This window comes from Aeromonas sp. S41-2 (assembly GCF_027705845.1).
Classification (GTDB): domain Bacteria; phylum Pseudomonadota; class Gammaproteobacteria; order Enterobacterales; family Aeromonadaceae; genus Aeromonas; species Aeromonas hydrophila.
On record NZ_JAPDCG010000004.1, the window covers coordinates 38,989 to 59,125 of the forward strand.

Annotated in this window: 20 protein-coding genes; 4 read left to right on the plus strand and 16 right to left on the minus strand. The window is 62.8% G+C overall.

Annotated elements, in window-relative coordinates; genetic code table 11:
- Window positions 1–3: 3 nt before the first annotated feature.
- The 5 genes from OKC44_RS10855 to OKC44_RS10875 form a co-directional block, all read right to left on the minus strand.
- Window positions 4–1,218, minus strand: a complete 1,215-nt coding sequence (locus tag OKC44_RS10855) for an aldose 1-epimerase family protein (RefSeq protein ID WP_270812805.1) — start codon at window positions 1,216–1,218, stop codon at window positions 4–6.
- 254 nt (window positions 1,219–1,472) lie between these two features.
- Window positions 1,473–3,071, minus strand: a complete 1,599-nt coding sequence (gene gshA / locus OKC44_RS10860; protein WP_029301984.1) for a glutamate--cysteine ligase — start codon at window positions 3,069–3,071, stop codon at window positions 1,473–1,475.
- A 60-nt stretch (window positions 3,072–3,131) separates the two neighbouring features.
- Complete coding sequence (locus OKC44_RS10865; protein ID WP_270812808.1) at window positions 3,132–5,945, minus strand: M16 family metallopeptidase; 2,814 nt, start codon at window positions 5,943–5,945, stop codon at window positions 3,132–3,134.
- A 19-nt stretch (window positions 5,946–5,964) separates the two neighbouring features.
- The gene (locus OKC44_RS10870; RefSeq protein WP_029304641.1) at window positions 5,965–6,402 is read right to left on the minus strand and encodes a YqaA family protein; all 438 of its coding nucleotides are present in this window, start codon (window positions 6,400–6,402) and stop codon (window positions 5,965–5,967) included.
- Window positions 6,399–7,364, minus strand: coding sequence for an NADP-dependent oxidoreductase (locus tag OKC44_RS10875; protein ID WP_270812811.1), 966 nt, complete (start codon window positions 7,362–7,364; stop codon window positions 6,399–6,401). The genes OKC44_RS10870 and OKC44_RS10875 overlap by 4 nt, the downstream gene beginning before the upstream one ends.
- 56 nt (window positions 7,365–7,420) lie before the next feature.
- On the opposite strand from OKC44_RS10875, the gene OKC44_RS10880 reads away from it, so the two are divergent.
- Window positions 7,421–7,588: a hypothetical protein gene (locus tag OKC44_RS10880; RefSeq protein ID WP_005308905.1), complete on the plus strand. Its 168-nt coding sequence runs from the start codon at window positions 7,421–7,423 to the stop codon at window positions 7,586–7,588.
- 49 nt (window positions 7,589–7,637) lie between these two features.
- Here the strand turns inward: OKC44_RS10880 and OKC44_RS10885 are convergent, their stop codons facing one another.
- Window positions 7,638–8,636, minus strand: a complete 999-nt coding sequence (locus OKC44_RS10885; RefSeq protein WP_270812814.1) for a Preprotein translocase subunit SecY — start codon at window positions 8,634–8,636, stop codon at window positions 7,638–7,640.
- Between the two features lie 302 nt (window positions 8,637–8,938).
- Between OKC44_RS10885 and OKC44_RS10890 the strand changes: the two genes are divergently transcribed.
- Window positions 8,939–9,250, plus strand: a complete 312-nt coding sequence (locus OKC44_RS10890) for a hypothetical protein (protein WP_201906148.1) — start codon at window positions 8,939–8,941, stop codon at window positions 9,248–9,250.
- 52 nt (window positions 9,251–9,302) lie between these two features.
- Here the strand turns inward: OKC44_RS10890 and OKC44_RS10895 are convergent, their stop codons facing one another.
- From OKC44_RS10895 to rpsF, 4 genes are all read right to left on the minus strand, one after another.
- A complete protein-coding gene (locus tag OKC44_RS10895; RefSeq protein ID WP_039214232.1) occupies window positions 9,303–10,043 on the minus strand; it encodes a ferredoxin--NADP reductase in 741 nt (246 codons plus the stop codon).
- A 100-nt stretch (window positions 10,044–10,143) separates the two neighbouring features.
- Complete coding sequence (gene rplI / locus OKC44_RS10900; protein WP_011704669.1) at window positions 10,144–10,590, minus strand: 50S ribosomal protein L9; 447 nt, start codon at window positions 10,588–10,590, stop codon at window positions 10,144–10,146.
- 52 nt (window positions 10,591–10,642) lie between these two features.
- Entirely contained in the window at window positions 10,643–10,873 is a 231-nt protein-coding gene (rpsR, locus tag OKC44_RS10905; protein ID WP_005308890.1) for a 30S ribosomal protein S18, read from the minus strand.
- A gap of 30 nt (window positions 10,874–10,903) precedes the next feature.
- A complete protein-coding gene (rpsF, locus tag OKC44_RS10910) occupies window positions 10,904–11,290 on the minus strand; it encodes a 30S ribosomal protein S6 (protein WP_005308887.1) in 387 nt (128 codons plus the stop codon).
- Window positions 11,291–11,527: 237 nt separating this feature from the next.
- On the opposite strand from rpsF, the gene OKC44_RS10915 reads away from it, so the two are divergent.
- Both OKC44_RS10915 and OKC44_RS10920 read left to right on the plus strand, forming a co-directional pair.
- Complete coding sequence (locus tag OKC44_RS10915) at window positions 11,528–12,751, plus strand: Nramp family divalent metal transporter (protein WP_016349448.1); 1,224 nt, start codon at window positions 11,528–11,530, stop codon at window positions 12,749–12,751.
- A 65-nt stretch (window positions 12,752–12,816) separates the two neighbouring features.
- The gene (locus tag OKC44_RS10920; protein WP_270812816.1) at window positions 12,817–13,707 is read left to right on the plus strand and encodes a hypothetical protein; all 891 of its coding nucleotides are present in this window, start codon (window positions 12,817–12,819) and stop codon (window positions 13,705–13,707) included.
- 33 nt (window positions 13,708–13,740) lie between these two features.
- On the opposite strand, the gene OKC44_RS10925 is transcribed toward OKC44_RS10920, so the two are convergent.
- The 6 genes from OKC44_RS10925 to rnr all read right to left on the minus strand — a co-directional run bounded on the left by OKC44_RS10925 (window position 13,741) and on the right by rnr (window position 20,006).
- Entirely contained in the window at window positions 13,741–14,577 is an 837-nt protein-coding gene (locus OKC44_RS10925) for a DMT family transporter (protein WP_270812818.1), read from the minus strand.
- A gap of 120 nt (window positions 14,578–14,697) precedes the next feature.
- Window positions 14,698–15,558, minus strand: coding sequence for a DMT family transporter (locus OKC44_RS10930; protein ID WP_029301975.1), 861 nt, complete (start codon window positions 15,556–15,558; stop codon window positions 14,698–14,700).
- Window positions 15,559–15,776: 218 nt separating this feature from the next.
- Window positions 15,777–16,226: a GNAT family N-acetyltransferase gene (locus tag OKC44_RS10935; protein ID WP_044799163.1), complete on the minus strand. Its 450-nt coding sequence runs from the start codon at window positions 16,224–16,226 to the stop codon at window positions 15,777–15,779.
- Window positions 16,227–16,283: 57 nt separating this feature from the next.
- Window positions 16,284–16,850, minus strand: coding sequence for a Crp/Fnr family transcriptional regulator (locus OKC44_RS10940; protein ID WP_270812820.1), 567 nt, complete (start codon window positions 16,848–16,850; stop codon window positions 16,284–16,286).
- A 10-nt stretch (window positions 16,851–16,860) separates the two neighbouring features.
- Window positions 16,861–17,610, minus strand: a complete 750-nt coding sequence (rlmB, locus tag OKC44_RS10945) for a 23S rRNA (guanosine(2251)-2'-O)-methyltransferase RlmB (RefSeq protein ID WP_060390398.1) — start codon at window positions 17,608–17,610, stop codon at window positions 16,861–16,863.
- A complete protein-coding gene (gene rnr, locus OKC44_RS10950) occupies window positions 17,607–20,006 on the minus strand; it encodes a ribonuclease R (protein ID WP_024944558.1) in 2,400 nt (799 codons plus the stop codon). Before rnr ends, rlmB begins: the two co-directional genes overlap by 4 nt.
- Window positions 20,007–20,137 lie beyond the last annotated feature (131 nt).

Consider the following 20,137-nt stretch of genomic DNA (forward strand, 5'->3'; position numbering starts at 1 on the left):
CACTTACGGCAGCTTGACCAGGGGTTGCTCGCGCAGTTCGGTGGGCCGACCAGCCTGGATCTGCTCCACTCTGGCCAGAGCCTGCTTCACCTCGCCGGCATTCTGCAGCAGGCGGTAGGTCAGATCGAAGGTCTTGGTCTCCCCCGGCTGAATTTTGGGGACCAGCCCCAGCGGACGCTGGTACTTGGTGCTGTAGGCATAGCTGGTGCCGGGCTCGATACCCGTCACATAACCCTGGGCCCGGGTATCGGTATTCTTCCACAGGGTCAGCACGGGCAACTGGTGCGTGTTGTAGCCCACCGCCACCCCGGCGCTGCCCGCCCGATTGTTCAGCACCGCCAGGGTATTGCCCTCGGCGTCGCTGTAGGGCACCAGGTTGAACACCATCTCATCGAAGCCCTTGGTCGGCCCCAGATAGGTTTGCCAGCTCTTGAGCCCTCCCTTGGCGTAGTCGTTGAACGGGGAGATCTGCTTCACCGGGGTGCTGACGCGCGCGCCCTCCTCCAAGATGGGGGCCCCGAAGTTGCCGTGGTAGATGATCTGGTACTCGTTCTCGTAGTCGGCGTGGTTGGTCAGCTTGTCCTGCAGGGCAAACTCCACCTGACCGGGCACCACGCTGAGCTGGGTCCAGGTGACCAGCTCGCTCATCTTGAAGGTGCGCTCATCCACCCGGCCCAGCACGTGAATGGCATAGGGTGGCTCCTCGTCGATGGTCACGCTGACCACAGACGCCGGTATGTTCTGCACCCGGCCATGCAGACTCTTGAGGCGGCCGTCGTCATCCACTCCCGGGTGACCGGTCCACTCATAGCCACAGCGCACCAACATCTCGTTGAAGCCATCGAGCCAGCCGAGCCCGGCGCGGCTCTCCAGATCGATGAAGGCCGGATTGACCACCTCCTTGACCGGCGAATCCCAGCCGAGGCGCAGATCGGCGGCTCTGACCTCCTTGATCCCCATGCCGCGGGTCGGGATCAGGGTTATCTTCATCACCCCGTTGTCGACAATCAGCAGGTCCACCCCCTCCTGACGGCCGCCATGCAGCCGTTTCTTCTCGATGCTGAACGGTGCCGGACTCTTGATCCCCAGCTTGTCGCTGGTGATTTTCCAGTCCCCCACATCCAGCCCCTGCTGGGAGTCGGTCAGCAGGAATTCGGCAGCCTGGCCCGAGCTGGCGCCCAGCGCGAACAGTACGGCAATGGAAAGTCTCTTCAACATGGATTTATCCTCGTGTCTCTTGTTTTTGCTTAAGCTGAATCGTTTCAGTGATCGAGAAATTAGGCGGCAAGCCCATCAGACTCAAGCTGCAAAAGAGGAAAATGTGAGCCGATTGACAATAAAACCGCCCATCGCGCTGCTGAAGTGAAGGCTGACTCACAGTTATTTTCGGGCCCGTGACGACCAAGCGCCCACTGGAGACCGCCCATAAAAAAGCCGCTCCGAAGAGCGGCTTGCAGCAGAAGTGGATCCCGTCAGGCCGGGGTCTTGCTGGTCCCGAAGTAGTCGGCCAGGAAGTCGTCGAACGACAGGCTGTCGCTGCGCTCGCGTTCCCGCTGCTTGGCCAGCGAGTCGCGGGCCTCGCCGGCAAAGTAGGCCTCGTCCCAGTACTGCAGCTCACCGGCCAGCATCTCTTCCCGGTAGCGGTTGGCCAGCTCGTCGCCGAAGCAGCCGTTGTCCTGGCCGCTCTCCAGCAACTGCTTGAGCAGGCGGGCGGAGTAGGTGAGCTCGGGGTTGAGCAGCTTCTCGCGGTGCATCGCCAGGGTCTCGCGGTAGCGATTGCGACCGCAGCAGCGATCCAGCAGCGCGGCGACCTCGGCCAGCTCGTCGAACAGCTTGAGGCCGTACTCCTTCAGGCCGATGGCATGACCCTGCTCGTCCTCCAGCTCGAGACCGGGACGACGCCCCTCCAGCACCACCTTGGTCTGGTTGCGGCGATTGCGGGCAATCTCCTCGTCGCCCAGCACCGGGGACGGGCGCAGCAGGCACCAGACCAGGAACAGGTCGAAGAAGCGGATCTGATCCACCTCGATACCGTACGGGGTGAAGGGGTTCACGTCCACGGTGCGCAGCTCGATGTACTCGATGCCGCGCTGCTCCAGCGCATCCGACGGCTTCTCGCCGCTGCGCGGGGTGCGCTTGGGCCGGATCGGGGCGTACAGCTCGTTCTCCAGCTGCAGCACGTTGTCGTTAAGCTGACGGTATTCGCCGTTCACCTTGACGCCGATCTTGGCGAAGTCGGGATCATGGGTGTTGATGGCGCGACGCAGGCTGCTCACATAGGCCGGCAGGCTGTCGTGGCTGATCTTGAGCCCCGCCTGGGCACTGTTGGTGTAGCCCAGATCCGACAACCGCAGCGCGGTGGCGTAGGGCAGGTAGAGGGTGCCCTTGCCGGTCTTCTGGAACGGCAGATTGCTCTTGCGCCCTTTGAGGAAGGAGTCGCAGATGGCCGGCGAGGCACCGAACAGATAGGGCACCAGCCAGCCGAAGCGGTAGACGTTGCGGATCAGCCCCATGTACTTGTCGGAGATGAAGCGCTGGCTGCAGCATCCCTCGCACACCAGCTCCTGCCACTCGCACCAGAAGCTGTCCGGCATGGAGAAGTTGAAGTGCACCCCGGCGATCACCTGCATCAGGCTGCCGTAGCGGTTCTTCAACCCCTGCCGGTAGAGGGTCTTCATCCGGCCGATATTGGAGCTGCCGTACTGGGCCAGCCGGATGTTCTCCTCGTCGCCGACGAAGCAGGGCATGGAGAGCGGCCAGATCCGCTCATCACCGAGATGGTGGATGGTGTGACGGTGGATGTCGCCAAGCTGTTCCATCAGGCTGTCGATGGAGTCGGTGGCCGGCGTGATGAACTCCAGCAGGCTCTCCGAGTAATCGGTGGTGATGTTGGCATGGGTCAGCGCCGAGCCCAGACTGCGGGGGTGATCGGTCTGGGCCAGGGTTCCTTCCGGGGTGATGCGCAGACATTCACGTTCGATCCCGCGCCGGATCCCCTTGAGGGCGGTCAGCCGTTCCGGCGAACCCAGGGCGGTCAACAACTCGGTGAGTGACAAGCTTGTCGTAGTCATATTCACGGCTCATGTGTGGCCGCCCCACAGGGGGGCGGCACTCTTTATTATGTAGCGCCCTCAGGGCAGCTGCAGCGGATAGATGGGAAGATGAAGCTCCTTCAAGGGTTTTTCAAGCTTTTGCTTGTCCCCCACCACCACAATCACCATCTCGGCCGGGTCAAGCCAGCGTGCCGCACTGGCCTTGAGCGTCTCGGCCGACACCGTCTTGATCAGGTTGTTCTGGGCCTGCACATAGTCCGGTTTCAGGTCGTACATGATCATCTGCAGCAGGAAGCCCGCCTTCTGGCCCAGGGTCTCGTAGGAGAGCGCATCCTGCTGGGAGACGGCGCTGCGCATATAGGCCAGCTCCACCGGAGTCGGCCCGTTCTTGCGGTAGTTGTCCATCTCCTTGAGGAACTGGCGGATGGCATCCACGGTCGCATCGGCCCGCACGTTGGCACCGGTGGCGAAGGTACCCGCCTCCCGGTTGGCGGAGAAGCCCGAGCTGGCACCATAGGTGTAGCCCTTGTCTTCGCGCAGGTTGAGGTTGATGCGGCTGTTGAAGTTGCCGCCCAGGTTGAAGTTCATCAGCCCGGCGGTGAAGTAGTCACCCGTGGTATCGAACGGCATGGCGCGGCGGCCGATGCGGATCACCGACTGGGGCGCCCCCGGCTTGTCCACCAGATAGATGCCCGGCTTGGCCTGCTCGCCCGCCGGCTTGAGGCTGCCCAGAGAGGGCTCGGCCCCCTTCCACTGGGTCAGGAAGGCGAGTTGATCCTCCACCTGGGCCTGGGTCACGTCACCCACCACCACCACCTTGGCGTTGGTCGGGTTGTAGTAGTTCTGATAGAAGCGCTTCACGTCCGCCAGGGTCAGTTTCTCGACGTCGGCCAGCACGCCGTCACCCGGCTGACCGAGGCGGTTCTGCTTGCCGTAGACCAGCTCGCGGAATGCCTGACCGGCCAGCCACTCCGGCTGCTGCTCGCTCTGCTTCATGCCCTGCAGCATCTGCGCCTTGACCCGCTCGAAGTCGGCTTCGCGCATGCCGGGCCGCTCGAACACCTCGCGCACCAGCGCCAGGGTCTGCGGCAGCTTGTCGGTCAAACTGCTGATGGTGACCAGATTGTTGTACTGGGCGCTGGAGACGCTGACGCTGGAGCCGAGCTTTTGCAGCTCGTCACTGAGCTGGGCCTCGGTCAGGCGCACCGAGCCCTGCCCCATCATGCTGGCGGTGAGGCTGGCCAGCCCCAGTTCGCCCTTGCCCTCGGCACGCATGCCGCCCGGCAGGGCGACCATGATGGAGACCGCGGGGATCTCGTCGCTCTGGGTGCCGATGATCTCGATCCCCTTGTCGAGCTTGCCGTGCCAGATGGCCGGCACCTTGACGCTCACCGCATCGGCCGCCTTGGGCTGCACGCTGCGATCAAAGTCGTCTTTCACCGGTCGCTCGGCCAGCACCTGATCATGCTTGCTGTAATCCGGCAGCTCGCGTTTGGCCGGGGTGAAGTTGGGTTTGGCGGCCTGCCAGTCGCTCTTGCCCTTGGGCACCACGCTCAGTACCACCGCCGGCTTGTTCAGGATGAACTTGTCGTAGGCAATCTTGACCTGCTCCGGGGTCACCTTGCCGATGGCATCCAGGCTCTTGAACACATAGTTGGGATCCTGGGCGAACACCTGGCCCATGGCGAGCTGGCTCACCTTGCCGGAGACGCTGTCCAGACCCCAGATGGCCGAAGCGCGATAGCTGTTGATCGCCTTCTCCAGATCCTCCGGCTTGAGGCCGCGACCGGCGAACTCGCCGATCACCTTGTCCACCTCGCTCTTGAGGGTCTTCAGGCTGCCGTCCACCGCCGGGTTGGGATAGGCGTAGACGGTCAGGGTACAGGCCAGCTCCTCGCAGTAGTGGGAGGCGCCCGCATCAATCGCCTTGCCACTCTTGACCAGCGACTGGTAGAGCATGGAGCTGGCGCTGCCGCCCAGCACATCGGCAAACATGTCGAGCGCCGGCTCCTGCGGATCGCCGAGCGACACGGTCGGGTAGCTGATGTAGAGCAGCGGCAGGTGCACCTTGTCCTCAAGCGTCACGTAACGGGTTTCGGGCAGGGTGACAGGCTGGGGGGTCGGCTCGGCCACGTCCGGGCCGCGCGGGATGGAGCCGAAGTACTGCTCAATCCAGGCCAGCGCCTGCTTGGTGTCGAAGTCACCGCCCAGGGTCAGGGTGGCGTTGTTGGGGCCGTACCAGCGCAGGAAGAACTGCTTGAGGTCGTTGACGTCTACCCGGTCGAGATCCTCCACATAACCGATAGGCTGCCACGAGTATGGGTGGGTGCGCGGGTAGAGCGCCTCGCCCACCTTCTCGCTCACCAGACCATAGGGCTGGTTGTCGATGCGCTGGGCCCGCTCGTTCTTGACGGTGGCGCGCTGGATCTCGAACTTCTTCTGACTCACCGCATCGAGCAAGAAGCCCATGCGGTCGGCCTCCAGCCACAGCACCTTCTCCAGCTGGTTGGCCGGCACGGTCTCGTAGTAGTTGGTGCGGTCCTTGTTGGTGGTGCCGTTCATGTCACCGCCAGCTTCGTTGATGATCCGCATGTGCTCCTGATCCCCCACATGCTTGGAGCCCTGGAACATCATGTGCTCGAAGAAGTGGGCGAAACCGGACTTGCCCACCTGCTCGCGGGCCGAGCCCACGTGGTAGGTGACGTCCAGGTGCACCAGGGGATCGGATTTGTCGGGCGCCAGAATGACAGTCAGGCCGTTGTCCAGCTTGTACATCTGGTAGGGAATGCCGAGCTTGCCCTCTTCCTTGACCTGTTCCGACACCAGGGTGGGTGCCGCCAGCACGGGCAGGGAGAAGCCCAGAAGCATGCTTAATGGAATGAGTTTGTTCACGGTTACCTCGTGAGTGAAGCTAGAAGATCTGCCTGGCCAGCAGAAAGACCAGGGCATAACGCAACAATTTGCCGAGCCCGATGAGAATGAGAGAGCGCCAGAAGGAGAGACGCAGCCAACCGGCCAGCAGACAGAGACCATCGCCGATCACCGGCGTCCAGGCCAGCAGCAGACACCAGTGGCCATGTTGTTTGAGCCAGCCGAGGGCTTTTTGTTCCCCACGGCCTTGAAAATCTTCCGGTTTTTTCTTGAAGGTGGCGAGCCAGCCGAGCCACCAGGTGGTCATGGAGCCGAGGGTGTTTCCCAGCGTCGCCCACAGCAGCAGGCTGGCCATGCTCCACTCCCCCTTGGTCGCCATGGCCCCCAGCAGCACTTCCGAGCTGCCGGGCAGCAGGGTGGCGGAGGTGAAGGCGCTCAGAAACAGCCAGCCGAGCCCCAGCTCGGTGATGCCGTTCATTCGGCCAGAGCGTCCGCGGCGGGCATGCGCAGCAACAGCTTGCCACGCACGTGGCCCTGCTCGATGGCCTGATGGGCCAGCGCCCCCTCGGCCAGGGCATACTCCCCGGCGACCGTGACCTGAACCTCGCCCTGACGCAGCAGGGTCAGCATCTGGCTCAGCTGCTGGCGGTCGGGGTGTACCAGCATGCCGAGCACCTCGATGGCGCTGCCGGCCGCGGCATCCTTGATCTGCTGGGCGCTGATGGTGGGCACCGTCACCAGCCGGCCACCGGGCTTGACGCAGGCGAGCGCCGCCTTGCCACTCTCGCCCCCCACCAGATCCAGCACCAGATCGACCTGACCCACCTGGGCGACCCAGTCTGCGTCATGGTAATCCACCATCCGACTGGCCCCCAGCCCGTGCAGGAAGCTGTGGTTGTCGCGACTCGCCGTCGCCACTACCTCAGCGCCATAGGCGCTGGCAAACTGCACCGCCAGGTGGCCGACACCGCCGGCACCGGCCAGGATCAGCACCCGTTGCCCCGCCTTGAGGGCGCCGTGTTCAAACAGCCCCTGCCAGGCGGTGAGACCCGCCAGCGGCAGCGCCGCCCCCTGTCTGAGGCCAATCTGCTCCAGCCTGACCAGCTCCTCCTCGCGTGCCACCACGGACTCGCCGTAGCCACCGGCCGTGAGGGGAAAGCCCACCATGCCGCACACTCGATCCCCCTCGGCCAGCGCGGTGACGCCGGGGCCTATCTTCTCCACCACCCCGGCCACGTCATAGCCCGGCGTCCAGGGCAGCTTGTCCTTGTTCTGGGCCGCCGCCCAGCCGAGGCCGGCCCGGGTCTTGGCATCGATGGGGTTGACCCCCGCAAAGCAGATGCGCACCCGCACTTCGCCGTCGGCTGGCACCTTGTCCAGGGAAGGGTTGAGCCGAAGTACCGAGGGGTCACCGAATGCGGTAATCTGTAGCTGCGTCATTGCACAATCCATCCTGTTGATTGATCAAGGGTCAACAGAATAACAGCGAGGACACCATGGCTCGAATGTTTCTTATTCCTCTGTTGCTGGCCCTGGGGTGGTGGGCGTTTCTGCTCTACTTCCGCATCCCGCTCAAACAGGGGGCCAAGGGCTTTTACTGGATCATCGGCATCGGCGGCGGGCTGGCCGCCTTCCTCAGCCTGATGATGGTGCTGACCCACTAGCACAGCCCCCGCACGGCAATAAAAAGGCCACCCTGCGGTGGCCTGATGATCAACTCCCCTGCGAGCTGAGATGGTAGTGGCGGTTGCTGCCCTGCCCCAGCACCCCCTGGGTCAGCAGATGCTGGAACACCCGATCCACCTCCTCCAGCGACAGCGACAGCGCCTCTGCGACCCGCCGCTTGCTGCACTTGAGCTCGCCGCTCTCCAGCGCGCTGCGCACCTGAGCCACCACCTCCGGCTCGGGTTCCGGTCTGGCCACCACGGCGGGCACCATGGCCGCCGCTTCCGCCTGGCGGGCCAGGGTCTGCTCCCTGGCCTGCTGCCACAGCCAGCTGCGGCGAAAGCGGTTCTCCTCGCCGATCAAGCTGACGAAGAAGGCGCCAAACACGTCGAGCAGCACGGAGAGGAAGCAGACCAGCAGAAACTGCACCTGGCTGATGCTCATGCCCACCCCGTCCGCCAGGCTGCTCATCAGCCCCAGCATGGAGGATTGCTCGTTGATGGGCTTGGCGTCGCGCTCCTGGCGCAGCTCATCCTGGCGCAGCCTGAGCTTGGTGTTGGCCTGCTGCAACCCGCTGACGCCGCTGGAGATGCGCGCCATCTCGATGTACTTGCGGGCCGCCTCCTCGTTGAGCTGGATCTGCCGCTCTATGCTGGCGATCTGCTCGTCGAAGCGGGCGATCTCCCGCTCATGGCGCGCCTGCTGATTAAGGATGGTGTTGGTGGCGCTGTTGATGCCGCCGATGCTGCCACCGATGGAGATGGCGGCCAGCACGCTGTAAAACAGCAGCGACCAGAAGGCCCCGCTCAGCTCACGCCGCGCCTTGCACTCGCCGTACTCGTACCAGACGTAGAACTTGCCCAGCTCGAAGATGATGGCCAGGCCGCCGAACAGCCACTTCATCAGGGGATTCTCGTCGATGGAGAGAAACAGCAGCAGGGAGAAGACGATGGAGGCCAGAATGGCCAGCCCGGTAAAACTGTACACCGTGGTCAAGGCGAACCACCCCTTGGGGTAGCGCAGCACGGTAGAAGCCTGTGTAGTCATGATGAAGGGGGTGCGATATGCAGGAAAAGTTGGCTGCCGATTATAGTCAGCCGAGCCACAGAATGAAGGCTAATCATTTGAATTGACTCAGATACCTTCACAAACGGACAGGCTGCGACCAGATTGGGCAAATTGTCGGCGCTTCCCCGTTGTCCTCCGCTGCAAACCCCGCTAGCCTGATCGCCTGCCCACCCGCGGCAAGCCGGCATGACATGCCCGCCAACTGATGTCGTGCCCGGTTCCGGCCCGGTTAAGGCGTCAGCTTCTACACTGAGACCAATCCTTCCGCACTCGAGGTCATCATGCACAAATCCATACTGCTGCTCTCCCTGCTGCTCGTCCAAGGCGTGGCCATGGCGGCGCCCCCCTCCAAGAACAACGATGGCGTCAAACTCTCCACCGACGACATCAAGCTGGACATCAACTGGGATCAAAAAGAGTACGACTGGTGGCAAAACAACTGCCTGGATCTCGGCATCGGCGACAGCCGCATCCAGCTCAACTGCGACAAGATGGACGGCAAATACCGGGACCACTACAACCGCAGCATCCACAGCGGCAACAACCCGGGCCAGGGCCACAACAAGCAGAAAGGCAACGGCAAGAAGAATTGATCGTCATCCCCGTCACCCTGACACAGGGGCCGAGGCCCCTGTGTCCATTTCTCTACCAGTAGTTCTCCGCACTGATGTTGCCGGGCGCCCGCCGCAGGTTCTTGGCCAGTCCCAATGACAGCAGGGTCTGCTGGGTCTCCTTCACCATGGCCGGGTTGCCGCAGATCAGCACCTGACTCAGCTCGGGGGCAAACTCCAGCCCGACCCGCGCCTGCAGCCGACCGTCGGCGATGGCGGCCGGGATCCGCCCCGCCATCGCCTCGGGCCATTCCTCCCGGCTGACGAAAGGCACATAGCGAAAACGCTCGCCGTGGCGGGTGGCAAAACCCGCGATAAGCTCCCGGTAGCTCAGCTCTTCCCCCTTGCGCACCCCGTGCACCAGCACCAGATTCTCGAAACGGGCGAAGGCTTCCCCGTCGGCCAGCATGGAGAGAAAGGGGCCGATGGCGGTGCCGGTGGAGAGCAGCCAGAGATCGCGCCCGGCCGGTATCTCGTCCAGGGTCAGAAAACCGGTCGCCAGGGATTGCACCAGCAGGCTGTCGCCCGCTTGCAGGGAACCGAGGGACGGAGTCAGTTCCCCATCGGGGATCTCGACGAAATAGAACTCGTGATAAGGTGCTGACGGAGGATTGACGAAGGAGTAGGCCCGCTGGACGCGGCGATCGCCCTGCTCGAGGGCCAGTTTGGTGAATTGCCCCGCCTTGTAGGGGGCCAGCTCGGCCGCCACACGCAGGGAGAACAGGGTGGGCGTCCACTCGATACGCTCAAGGACGCGACCTTCGACCCAGGCCATAGGGATCTCCTCCAGAAGAACGGATCCTTACTCTAACCCTGGGCCTGAAAATAAAAAACCCGCGCAAGTGCGCGGGTTTTTCTGCAAAAGCGAATCGCTATTACAGGGCAACAACCTGGATCTGTACGGTTGCTTTGACGTCAGCGTGCAGCTGAACAACAACTTCGTAGTCACCGGTGTTACGCAGAACGTTGCCCATGCGGACTTCGCTCTTGGCAACGGCTACGCCGGCAGCAGTGATGGCTTCAGCCACGTCACGGGTACCGATGGAACCGAACAGCTTGCCTTCGTCGCCAGACTTGGAGGCGATAACAACGGCAGCCAGTTCACCCAGCTTGGCAGCGCGCTCTTCAGCGGCAGCTTTACCGGCAGCCAGTTTGGCTTCCAGTTCAGCACGGCGAGCATCGAAGGTCTCGATGTTGGCCTTGGTAGCCATAACAGCTTTGCCTTGCGGGATCAGGTAGTTACGGGCATAACCAGCTTTCACGGAAACTTGGTCACCCAGACCGCCCAGTTTGGCGATTTTGTCGAGCAGGATAACTTGCATTACCTTTCCTCTATAAATTTCGTTGAGTTAGGCTTAAGCGCCGGACCGATTCTTACTTGTTGTGCAGATCGGTGTACGGCAGCAGAGCCAGGTAACGAGCACGCTTGATGGCGCGTGCCAGCTGACGCTGATACTTGGCGCGGGTACCGGTGATACGGCTCGGTACGATCTTGCCAGATTCAGTGATGTAGTTTTTCAGAGTAACGATATCTTTGTAGTCGATCTCGGTAACGTTCTCGGCGGTGAAGCGGCAGAACTTACGACGACGGAAATAACGTGCCATGGCCTTTATCCTCTAGTCAGTGATCCAGAATTACTCTTCGGAAGCAGCTTCAGTAGCTTCTTCGCGGCGCTCGTCGTCACGACGGGTGAAGCGCTCTTCCTTGGCCTTGGCCATCGGAGAAACTTCAGTCACGGCGTGCTTGGTGCGCATGATCATGTTGCGGATAACGGCATCGTTGAAGCGGAAGTTGGTTTCCAGCTCATCGATAACGGCTTGCTCTGCTTCTACGTTCATCAGAACGTAGTGGGCTTTGTGCAGTTTGTCGATCGGGTAAGCCAGCTGACGACGGCCCCAATCTTCCAGGCGATGAATGGTACCACCGGAGGTGGTGATGGCGCCGGTGTAACGCTCGATCATGCCAGGTACTTGCTCGCTCTGGTCCGGATGAACCATGAAGACGATTTCGTAATGACGCATTTTAGCTCCTTACGGATTAATTCAGCCTCCGCCCAGGTGCAGCCAGACCTCGGAGGCAAGGAACATAATGGTGTTTAGACGCTGCTTTTCTAGGGCGGCGTATTGTACAAAATCCCATCCCCCACTGCAACCAGCCGCCACCGATGTTTTTATCTATGGGAACAATACAAAACTTCAATTGATAATAATTATCATTTAGATCTATTCTATCTCCATGCACTTATGGAGGCTGATACCATGCAACCCGCGCTGACCACGGCCATCCCGGCCCGCAAATTCAAACTGACCCTGCTCGGGCCAGCCTTTATCGCCGCCATCGGCTACATAGATCCGGGCAACTTCGCCACCAACATTCAGGCCGGTTCCACCTTCGGCTACCAGCTGCTGTGGGTAGTGGTATGGGCCAATCTGATGGCCATGCTGGTGCAGACCCTCTCGGCCAAACTTGGCATCGTCACCGGCAAGAACCTGGCAGAACACATTCGCGACCGGCTGCCCAAGCCGGCGGTCTGGGCCTACTGGGTACAGGCGGAGATCATCGCCATGGCCACCGATCTGGCCGAATTCATCGGGGCGGCCGTGGGCTTCAAGCTGCTGCTCGGGGTCACCCTGCTGGAAGGGGCCGGCATCACCGCCGTGGTCACCTGGGGCATTTTGATGCTGCAGTCCCGCGGCCAGAAACCGCTGGAGTTCGTGGTGGGTGGCCTGTTGCTGTTCGTGGCGGCGGCCTACATCGTCGAGCTGGTGTTTTCCCGCCCCCATCTACCGAGCCTGCTGGAGGGCGCCCTCTTCCCCGGCCTGCCCAACAGCGACGCCGTCTATCTGGCGGCCGGCGTGCTCGGTGCCACCGTGATGCCCCACGTCATCTACCTGCACTCGGCACTGACCCAGCACACCCAGGATCAGGGCTCGGTCCCCCAGCGGCTGCACACCACCCGGGTCGACGTGGCCATCGCCATGACCATCGCCGGCTTCGTCAACCTGGCCATGATGGCCATGGCGGCGGCCGCCTTCCACAGCTCCGGCAACCAGCAGGTAGCCGAGCTGGAGTCGGCCTACCAGACCCTGACCCCGCTGCTGGGCCAGGCGGCGGCCACCCTGTTCGGCCTCTCGCTGGTCGCCTCCGGCATCAGCTCTACCGTGGTGGGCACGCTGGCCGGCCAAGTGGTGATGCAGGGCTTCGTGCGCTTCACCATCCCGCTCTGGCTGCGCCGCGCCATCACCATGGCTCCCGCCTTCGTGGTGATCGCCATGGGCCTCAACACCACCGAGATCCTGGTGCTGAGCCAGGTGGTGCTGAGCTTCGGCATCGCGCTGGCGCTTATCCCGCTGCTGATATTGACCGGCGATCGCGCCCTGATGGGGGAGTATCGCAACCACCCGGTGACCCAGGCGGTCGGCCGCCTCATCGTCGCCCTGGTGATCGGGCTCAACGCCTACCTGCTGGTCGCCATGATCTAGCCCACCATCCCCTCCCAAGGCCGGCTCGTTAACCTAGGTTAATGAGCCGGCCTGCGCTTTGGCGTATGCTGGCGGCTCTCTTCCTCTTCGATTTGCGGGAGCCATCCATGCCACATACCCGAGCCAGCTTCGTGCTGGGCCACCATCAGGAGCAGGCCAGCGTGCTCTTCTGCCAGAGCGGCGACACCAGCCTGCTGGTCACCGACCTCACCCCCTTTCATCCCCAGAGCCACCTCTGGCCCGATCAGCCGGGTGACGTAGGTACCGTGCATTGGGAGGGCGGCGACACGACCGTCGGCCCCTGCCGCATGGGGACCATCAGTCCGGATGGGGAGCTGTTCGTCGACCAGGCGATCCCGGTCAAGCGGGGTGCAGAAGGGTGGCGCTTCGTGGTGGTGCACCCGCTGGCCGGTCACTGTGCGCTGCCAGTGGGCAGCCAGGTGACACTGCGGGTGGATGCCGAGACCCGCCACGCCCTGAGCCTGGGCCACAGCGGCTGCCATCTGGCGGCACTGGCGCTCAACCAAGCGCTGATGCCTTACTGGCGCAAAGAGGTCAGCGAGCGGGACGCGCTGGATCAGCCGGACTTCGATCGCCTCGCCATCCAGACCTCGCGGGTCGAGCCTATGGGTTCGCGCGAGCAGTACCGGATCGGCAAGAGCCTGCGCAAGAAGGGAGTCAACAGCGAGGCACTGCTGGCAGATCTGGCGCAGATTGAAGTGCAGGTCAACCGCCAGTTGGCCGACTGGGTAGCAAGCGGGGCTGACATTCGCCGCAGCCGGGCCGGCGAGGCGATCATCGACTCCCGTTACTGGCACTGCTCGCTGGAAGGCCGGGAGGTCACCATCCCCTGTGGCGGCACTCATGTGGGCAGCCTGGCCGAACTGGGGCAGGTTCAGGTGCAACTGGCCACCTGTGAGGAGGGGTTCACCCTCACTACCCGGGTCACTCCCTGACCGGCCGGCCCGGATGCCTTAAGCAGCCTCCCCCTAGCCGAGGCGGATCAGCAGGATGCCGCCCAGGATCACCAGGGCGGCCAGCAACCGGACCCGCCCCAGCGTCTCCCCCAGCCAACCCCAGGAGAGCAGCACCGCAAACAGCACGCTGCTCTCGCGCAAGGCCGCCACCAGGCCGATGGGCGCCTTGGTCATGGCCCAGATAACGATACCGTAAGCCAACAGCGACAGGGCGCCCCCGATGGCGCCGCTGCGCCACGCCGCAGGCCCCAGCTCGCGCCAGGCGGTGCGACTCTGCCAGCGCATCAGCAGCGGCATCATCAGCGCGGTGAGGGCGAACAGCCAGAGAGTGTAACGTATCGGCTCACCGGCCGAGCGGGCTCCCGCCCCATCGGACAGGGTGTAGGAGGCGGTAAACAGTGCCGTGATGAGCACCGCCTGCAGCGCGGCCGGCGCCAGCCGCAGACCACCTCGCCATGCCATCAGCAGCACGCCGCTCACCAGCACCACGGCCCCCGTCACCGCCACCATTCCCGGCACTTCGCCCAGCAGCAGGGCCCCGAACAGCAGGGTCACCAGAGGGGCACTACCCCGGGCCAGTGGATAGATCTGGCCGAACTCACCCAGCCGGTAGGCTCGACCGAGAAAAAGACAGTAGCCGCAGTGCAGCAGGATGGAGAGCGCCAGCCAGGGATATTCGACCGCCACCGGCCAGCCCACCAAGGGCAGCAAGGGAGCGGCAAACAGGCCGGAGCAGAGGGAGACCAGCAAGACGCTGACGCGCCCCTCGGCCTGGCGCTTGGCCAGCGCATTCCAGAGCGCATGCAGCAGGGCGGCCAACAGGATGGCAGCAAAGATGGTAGGGGTCACGACAGGGTTCCGATAGCAACAGGCCGCCCAGCATAACCGGTTTGCCCGGTCATGACAGAGAGCGGCCTCATAAGATGCCTGCTTTTCTCACCCACCGGCCTGCTGCCGATGGGCATGTCATCAGCGCAATCGACGCTGCCAGTGAATGGCCAGCAGGATGAAGCTCACCCCGACCCAGAGGTTCCACGCCGGGATCTCGCCAAACAGCCAGACCCCCAGCAGCACCACGAACATCAGGCCCGAGTACTCGGTCGCCGCGATGCGGTTGGCCTCAACCTGGCGATAGGCGTAGAAGCAGCTGGCATGATAGAGCAGTTGCATGACGCCGCTGCCGCCGATCAGCACCAGCAGTCGCCAGTCCACCGGCTGCCATTGATGTACTGCCAGCCCGGCGGTCAACGGCAGGGCCAGCAGATTGGCCCAGAACAGGGTCGCCACCACCGAGATCCCGGCTGGCAGCTTGCGCCCCGTAATGTTGAACAGCGCCAGGGTGAAGGCGGTAACCAGGGCGCCCAGCCCGGCCAGATGGAAATCCCCCGGTCGCAGCACGAACACCACCCCGAGCAGCCCCATGCCTCCCAGCAACCAGACACGGGAATTGATCTTCTCCTTGAGCAGCCAGGCCGCCAGCGGCAGCGTCAGCAACGGGGAGACGTAGAAGATGGCGTTGGCCGTGGCCAGCGGCAGCTGGGTCAGGGCCAGCATCATGCCGCCACCGCCAAGCAGGCAGAGGTGGCCGCGCAGCAGGTGCCATTTCCAGGCACCCAGCCCCCAGGCCGAGCGCGGTACCCGCAGCATGAAGGGCAGCAGCACTAGCAGGGTCAGCAGCTGGCGCAGGAACATGTATTGGAAGGGGCTGAAGCCGGGGCCGATCAGCTTGACCAGCACGTCGGAGAAGGCCTGGGCCAGATTGCCCAGCACCAGGGTGATGATGGCGAAGGTTTGCAGGTCCAGTGCGAACCGCTTGCGCAACAACTCCATCAGCGACAGCCGCTCGAGTGGCGAACGCTAATAAAATGGCTCAACGGCTCAATCGCTGAATCTTGTTCTGAATTAATGGGGTAAAAGACCATTTTTAAAACCTATCCATCAACTGTTGCCGATTAATCACTCAGAGGGTACCCACTAACATGGCGCCGAGCACCCGTTTTCTTTACTACCTCAAGACATAATAATTTCATTGTTATGCTTAAAAGGTATTAAGAGGAGCTCATGCCGATGTGGGGAATGTCATCTTCCAGATAGGGTTCACCCACGGCAGTAAAGCCGTGACGACCGTAGAAACCTTGCAGGTGTGCCTGGGCCCCGAGATAGATGCTGACCCCGGGCCAGAGCCGGATACACTCCTGCAACGCCTGCTGCATCAGCCGATGGCCCAGGCCATCGCCTCTCGCCTCGGGCGCCGTCACCACCCGACCGATCACCACCTGCTGCGCCTTGGCCACGCCGGGCGCCATCAGCCTGGCATAGGCCACCAGTGCCCCATCCTGCCAGCCGAGCAGGTGCAGCACGTCGGGACGCTTGTCGACGCCGTCCATATCGAGAAAGACGCAAGTCTGCTCCACCACGAATACCCGGGATCTCAGGGTGAGCAGTTCATAGAGTTCGTTGACGTCGAGTTGTTCAAAAGACTTGAGAGACCAGTTCATGGGGGTTCCTTGCTCATGATGAGAAGGGCAGCATAGCCAGCCGCACGCCAGCCGGCATTAACCTTTGTTAAGATCCTTCAGCCGTTTGCGAATGCGGCTCAGGCTGATGGGGGTGATGCCCAGATAAGCAGCGATCTGGTGATCGGGCACCCTGGCCTCCAGCGCGGGGAAACTGCGCAGAAAGTGCTGATAGCGAGCCTGCGGACTCTCGGTCAAAAGCAGCAGCTCCTTCTCCTCCTTGATGCGCAGCTGCACCGCCAGCAGATGCTGATACCAGGCGGGCCAGCAGGAGAGAGTGCGCAGGTCGGCCAGATTGAACAACAAGAGCTGACAGGGCTCCAGCGCCTCCACGCTGTAGCGGGCCGGCTCGCCACTGAGCAAGTGGTGGAAATCGAGGAACTCGTCACCCTCCCAGTAGAACTCCTTGATGTACTCGCGGCCATCCGCCAGCACCACCTTGGCCCGCAGCAGTCCCTGCTCCACCATGACCAGCAGATCGGGTCGATCGCCGGCATGCCAGAGGCAGGCACGGGGGGTCAGGGTCAGCGGCCGGGCAAAAGAGAGGAGGCGCGCGGCCTCCTGCTCATCTGTGACCCGATCCCGGCAAAACGGGGGTCTGTCCATTCAGCTCGCCTCAGGCACGACGCTGGCGCACGGCTTCAAACAGGCAGACACCGGTCGCTACCGAGACGTTGAGGCTGGATACAGCCCCTGCCATCGGGATGCTCACCAGCTCGTCGCAATGCTCGCGGGTCAGCCGGCGCATACCCTTGCCCTCTGCGCCCATCACCAGCGCCATCGGGCCGGTCAGCTTGGCCTGGAACACGTCGTGATCCGCCTCGCCAGCAGTACCGACGATCCAGACGCCACGCTCCTGCAGCTCGCGCAGGCTGCGGGCCAGGTTGGTAACCTGAATGAGCGGCACAACTTCGGCGGCGCCACAGGCGACCTTGCGTACCACCGAGGTCAGGCCAGTGGCCTTGTCGCGCGGCACGATCACCGCATGGACGCCGGCCGCATCGGCGCTGCGCAGGCAGGCGCCGAGGTTGTGCGGATCGGTCACCCCGTCCAGCACCAACAGGAAGGGCTGAGTCTGTTGCTCGGCCAACTTGTCCAGCAGGCTAGCCAGGTCGTGCTCGGCGAGCTTGGGCGCCTCTTTCACCCGGGCCATGATGCCCTGGTGATTGTTGCCCTCCGCCTTGTCGTCGAGCGTCTTGCGGTTCACGCTCTGCACCTTGAGGCCGAGCGCATCCAGCTCGGCCAGCAAGGGTTGCAGCCGGTCGTCATCCCGGCCCTTCAGAGCCCATACCTCGATGAAACGCTCCGGGGTGCGCTCCAGCAGCGCGGATACAGCGTGAATGCCGTAGATCAGTTCAGTACTCATTTAGTGCTCTTGGCCTTGTCGCGAGCTTTTTTGCTCGGTCGTCTGTTGCTGGGTTTGGCACGGCCGCCCTTGGCGGATTTGCCGTGGTCCTTGCCCTCTTTCTCTTTGCGTTTTTCGTGGCGTTCGGCGCTCTTGGCCTTCTCTTTCTTGATCTCGGCCTGCTTGCGCGCCATCTCTTTGGCGTTCTTGCCGGTTGCCTTGAGGGGCTCTTCCACCATCACGAAGTCGATCTTGCGATCGTCCAGATTCACGCCCATCACCTTGACCCGCACCTTGTCACCCAGACGGTAGCGGCGGCGGAAGTTCTCGCCGATCAGTTGCTGGTGCAGCGGGTCAAACTGGTAGTAGTCGTTGGTGAGGGTGCTGACATGCACCAGACCGTCGATGTGGATCTCGGCCAGACGCACGAAGAAGCCAAAGCCGGTGACGCTAGCGATGACGCCGTCAAACTCGTCACCCACGTGATCCAGCATGTACTCGCACTTGAGCCAGTCGGCCACATCGCGGGTGGCGTCGTCGGCACGGCGCTCGGTCATGGAGCAGTGCTCGCCCATCGGGTCCACTTCTTCCAGCTGGTAGTGGTAGCCACCGCTCGGAGTCCACTTGTGGCGCAGGTTGGCCTGCTGCTCCTTGGCGGTCTGATACTTGATCGCGCGGTGCAGGATGAGGTCGGGGTAGCGACGGATCGGCGAGGTGAAGTGAGCGTAGGACTTCAGCGCCAGACCAAAGTGACCGATGTTGTCGGCCTGATAGATGGCCTGACGCATGGAGCGCAGCAGCATGGTGGAGAGCAGCTCAGCATCCGGGCGCCCTTCGAACTTGGCGGCCAGGTCGGCGAAATCTTTCGGCTCGGGCTCCAGACCCCCCTTGAGCTCCAGACCCAGTTCGGCCAGGAAGTCACGGAAACCGGTCAGACGCTCTTCGCCCGGACGGTCGTGCACCCGGAACAGGGCGGCGGCCTCGTTCTTCTCGATGTAGCGGGCCGCGGCTACGTTCGCCTGGATCATGCACTCTTCGATGATCTTGTGGGCGTCGTTGCGCACCAGCGGCACGATGCGATCGATCTTGCGCTGGGCGTTGAAGATGAAGCGGGTCTCTTCGCTCTCGAACTCCACCGCACCGCGCTGATGGCGGGCATGCTTGAGCGCCTTGTAGAGGTTGTTGAGCTCTTCGATGTGACCCACCAGCGGCTCGTACTGCTGACGCAGCTTAGGATCCCCTTCCAGGATCGCCGCCACCTTGGTGTAAGTCATGCGGGCATGGGAGTTCATCACCGCTTCGTAGAACTTGTAGCCGGACATGCGGCCGGCGGCGGAGATGGTCATCTCGCACACCATGCAGAGGCGGTCAACCTGCGGGTTGAGCGAGCAGAGGCCGTTGGAGAGCACCTCCGGCAGCATGGGCACCACGAATTCGGGGAAGTAGACCGAGTTGCCGCGCTGGTAGGCTTCGGTGTCGAGGGCCGTGCCCGGCTTCACGTAGGCGGAAACGTCGGCAATGGCAACCCACAGGCGCCAGCCGCCACCACGCTTGGCTTCACAGAAGACGGCGTCGTCGAAGTCACGGGCATCTTCCCCGTCGATGGTCACCAACGGCAGGGCGCGCAGGTCGATGCGGCCCTCTTTGGCTTTCTCCGGCACCTGCTCGCCCAGACCGGCAACCTCTTTGGTCACCTCTTCCGGCCAGGTATGCGGAATGCCGTGGGTACGCAGGGCGATCTCGATCTCCATGCCGGGCGCCATGTTTTCACCCAGCACTTCCAAGACGGTGCCGACCGCATTGAAGCGGGCGGTGGCGCGCTGATTGATGCGCACGACCACGACCTGGCTCTGGCGAGCGCCCTTGTTCTCCCCTTCCGGGATGATGATGTCCTGGCCGATGCGGCTGTCATCCGGCACCACGAAGCCGACGCCGTTCTCGACGAAGTAGCGGCCGACGATGTCCGCTTCACGGGACTTGAGCAGGCGTACCAGACGCGCCTCCTGGCGCCCCTTGCGGTCGATCTCGGTAGGCTGCACCAGGGCGTAGTCGCCGTGCATCAGGCGCTGCATCTCGCGGTTGTTCAGGAACAGATCCGGGCCACCACCCTCGGGGCGCAGAAAACCGAAGCCATCTTTGTGGCCGAGCACGTAGCCTTTCACCAGATTCAGGCGATCCGGCAGGGCGTAACACTGGTTGCGAGTGAATACCAGCTGACCATCACGCTCCATGGCGCGCAGACGACGGCGCAGGGCTTCCAGCGGCTCTTCTTCGGTCAGCTTGAGGACCTTTGCCAGCTCTTCACGGGACATGGGCTTTTCATGGCCCTTGATGAGGTCGAGGATCATCTCGCGACTGGCGATGGGGTTCTCGTATTTTTCGGCCTCGCGTTCGAGGAAAGGATCTTTTTGAGACATAAGCAGGCCTTAGGGTAGGTGGTAACGGTGCCATTATATCGGAGGGGGGGGCGAATGGCATCCATCGACTGCCTTTTGGCCAATCTCTCTGTCATACTATGCACAGTTTGCAGGCATGATGAGACATGGAA

Coding starts and splice junctions, on each gene's coding strand:
- OKC44_RS10855 (WP_270812805.1), bottom strand. CDS start 1,218: ATGTTGAAGAGACTTTCCATTGCCGTACTGTTCGCGCTGGGCGCCAGC.
- gshA (WP_029301984.1), bottom strand. CDS start 3,071: ATGACTACGACAAGCTTGTCACTCACCGAGTTGTTGACCGCCCTGGGT.
- OKC44_RS10870 (WP_029304641.1), bottom strand. CDS start 6,402: ATGAACGGCATCACCGAGCTGGGGCTCGGCTGGCTGTTTCTGAGCGCC.
- OKC44_RS10875 (WP_270812811.1), bottom strand. CDS start 7,364: ATGACGCAGCTACAGATTACCGCATTCGGTGACCCCTCGGTACTTCGG.
- OKC44_RS10880 (WP_005308905.1), top strand. CDS start 7,421: ATGGCTCGAATGTTTCTTATTCCTCTGTTGCTGGCCCTGGGGTGGTGG.
- OKC44_RS10885 (WP_270812814.1), bottom strand. CDS start 8,636: ATGACTACACAGGCTTCTACCGTGCTGCGCTACCCCAAGGGGTGGTTC.
- OKC44_RS10890 (WP_201906148.1), top strand. CDS start 8,939: ATGCACAAATCCATACTGCTGCTCTCCCTGCTGCTCGTCCAAGGCGTG.
- OKC44_RS10895 (WP_039214232.1), bottom strand. CDS start 10,043: ATGGCCTGGGTCGAAGGTCGCGTCCTTGAGCGTATCGAGTGGACGCCC.
- rplI (WP_011704669.1), bottom strand. CDS start 10,590: ATGCAAGTTATCCTGCTCGACAAAATCGCCAAACTGGGCGGTCTGGGT.
- rpsR (WP_005308890.1), bottom strand. CDS start 10,873: ATGGCACGTTATTTCCGTCGTCGTAAGTTCTGCCGCTTCACCGCCGAG.
- rpsF (WP_005308887.1), bottom strand. CDS start 11,290: ATGCGTCATTACGAAATCGTCTTCATGGTTCATCCGGACCAGAGCGAG.
- OKC44_RS10915 (WP_016349448.1), top strand. CDS start 11,528: ATGCAACCCGCGCTGACCACGGCCATCCCGGCCCGCAAATTCAAACTG.
- OKC44_RS10920 (WP_270812816.1), top strand. CDS start 12,817: ATGCTGGCGGCTCTCTTCCTCTTCGATTTGCGGGAGCCATCCATGCCA.
- OKC44_RS10930 (WP_029301975.1), bottom strand. CDS start 15,558: ATGGAGTTGTTGCGCAAGCGGTTCGCACTGGACCTGCAAACCTTCGCC.
- OKC44_RS10935 (WP_044799163.1), bottom strand. CDS start 16,226: ATGAACTGGTCTCTCAAGTCTTTTGAACAACTCGACGTCAACGAACTC.
- OKC44_RS10940 (WP_270812820.1), bottom strand. CDS start 16,850: ATGGACAGACCCCCGTTTTGCCGGGATCGGGTCACAGATGAGCAGGAG.
- rlmB (WP_060390398.1), bottom strand. CDS start 17,610: ATGAGTACTGAACTGATCTACGGCATTCACGCTGTATCCGCGCTGCTG.
- rnr (WP_024944558.1), bottom strand. CDS start 20,006: ATGTCTCAAAAAGATCCTTTCCTCGAACGCGAGGCCGAAAAATACGAG.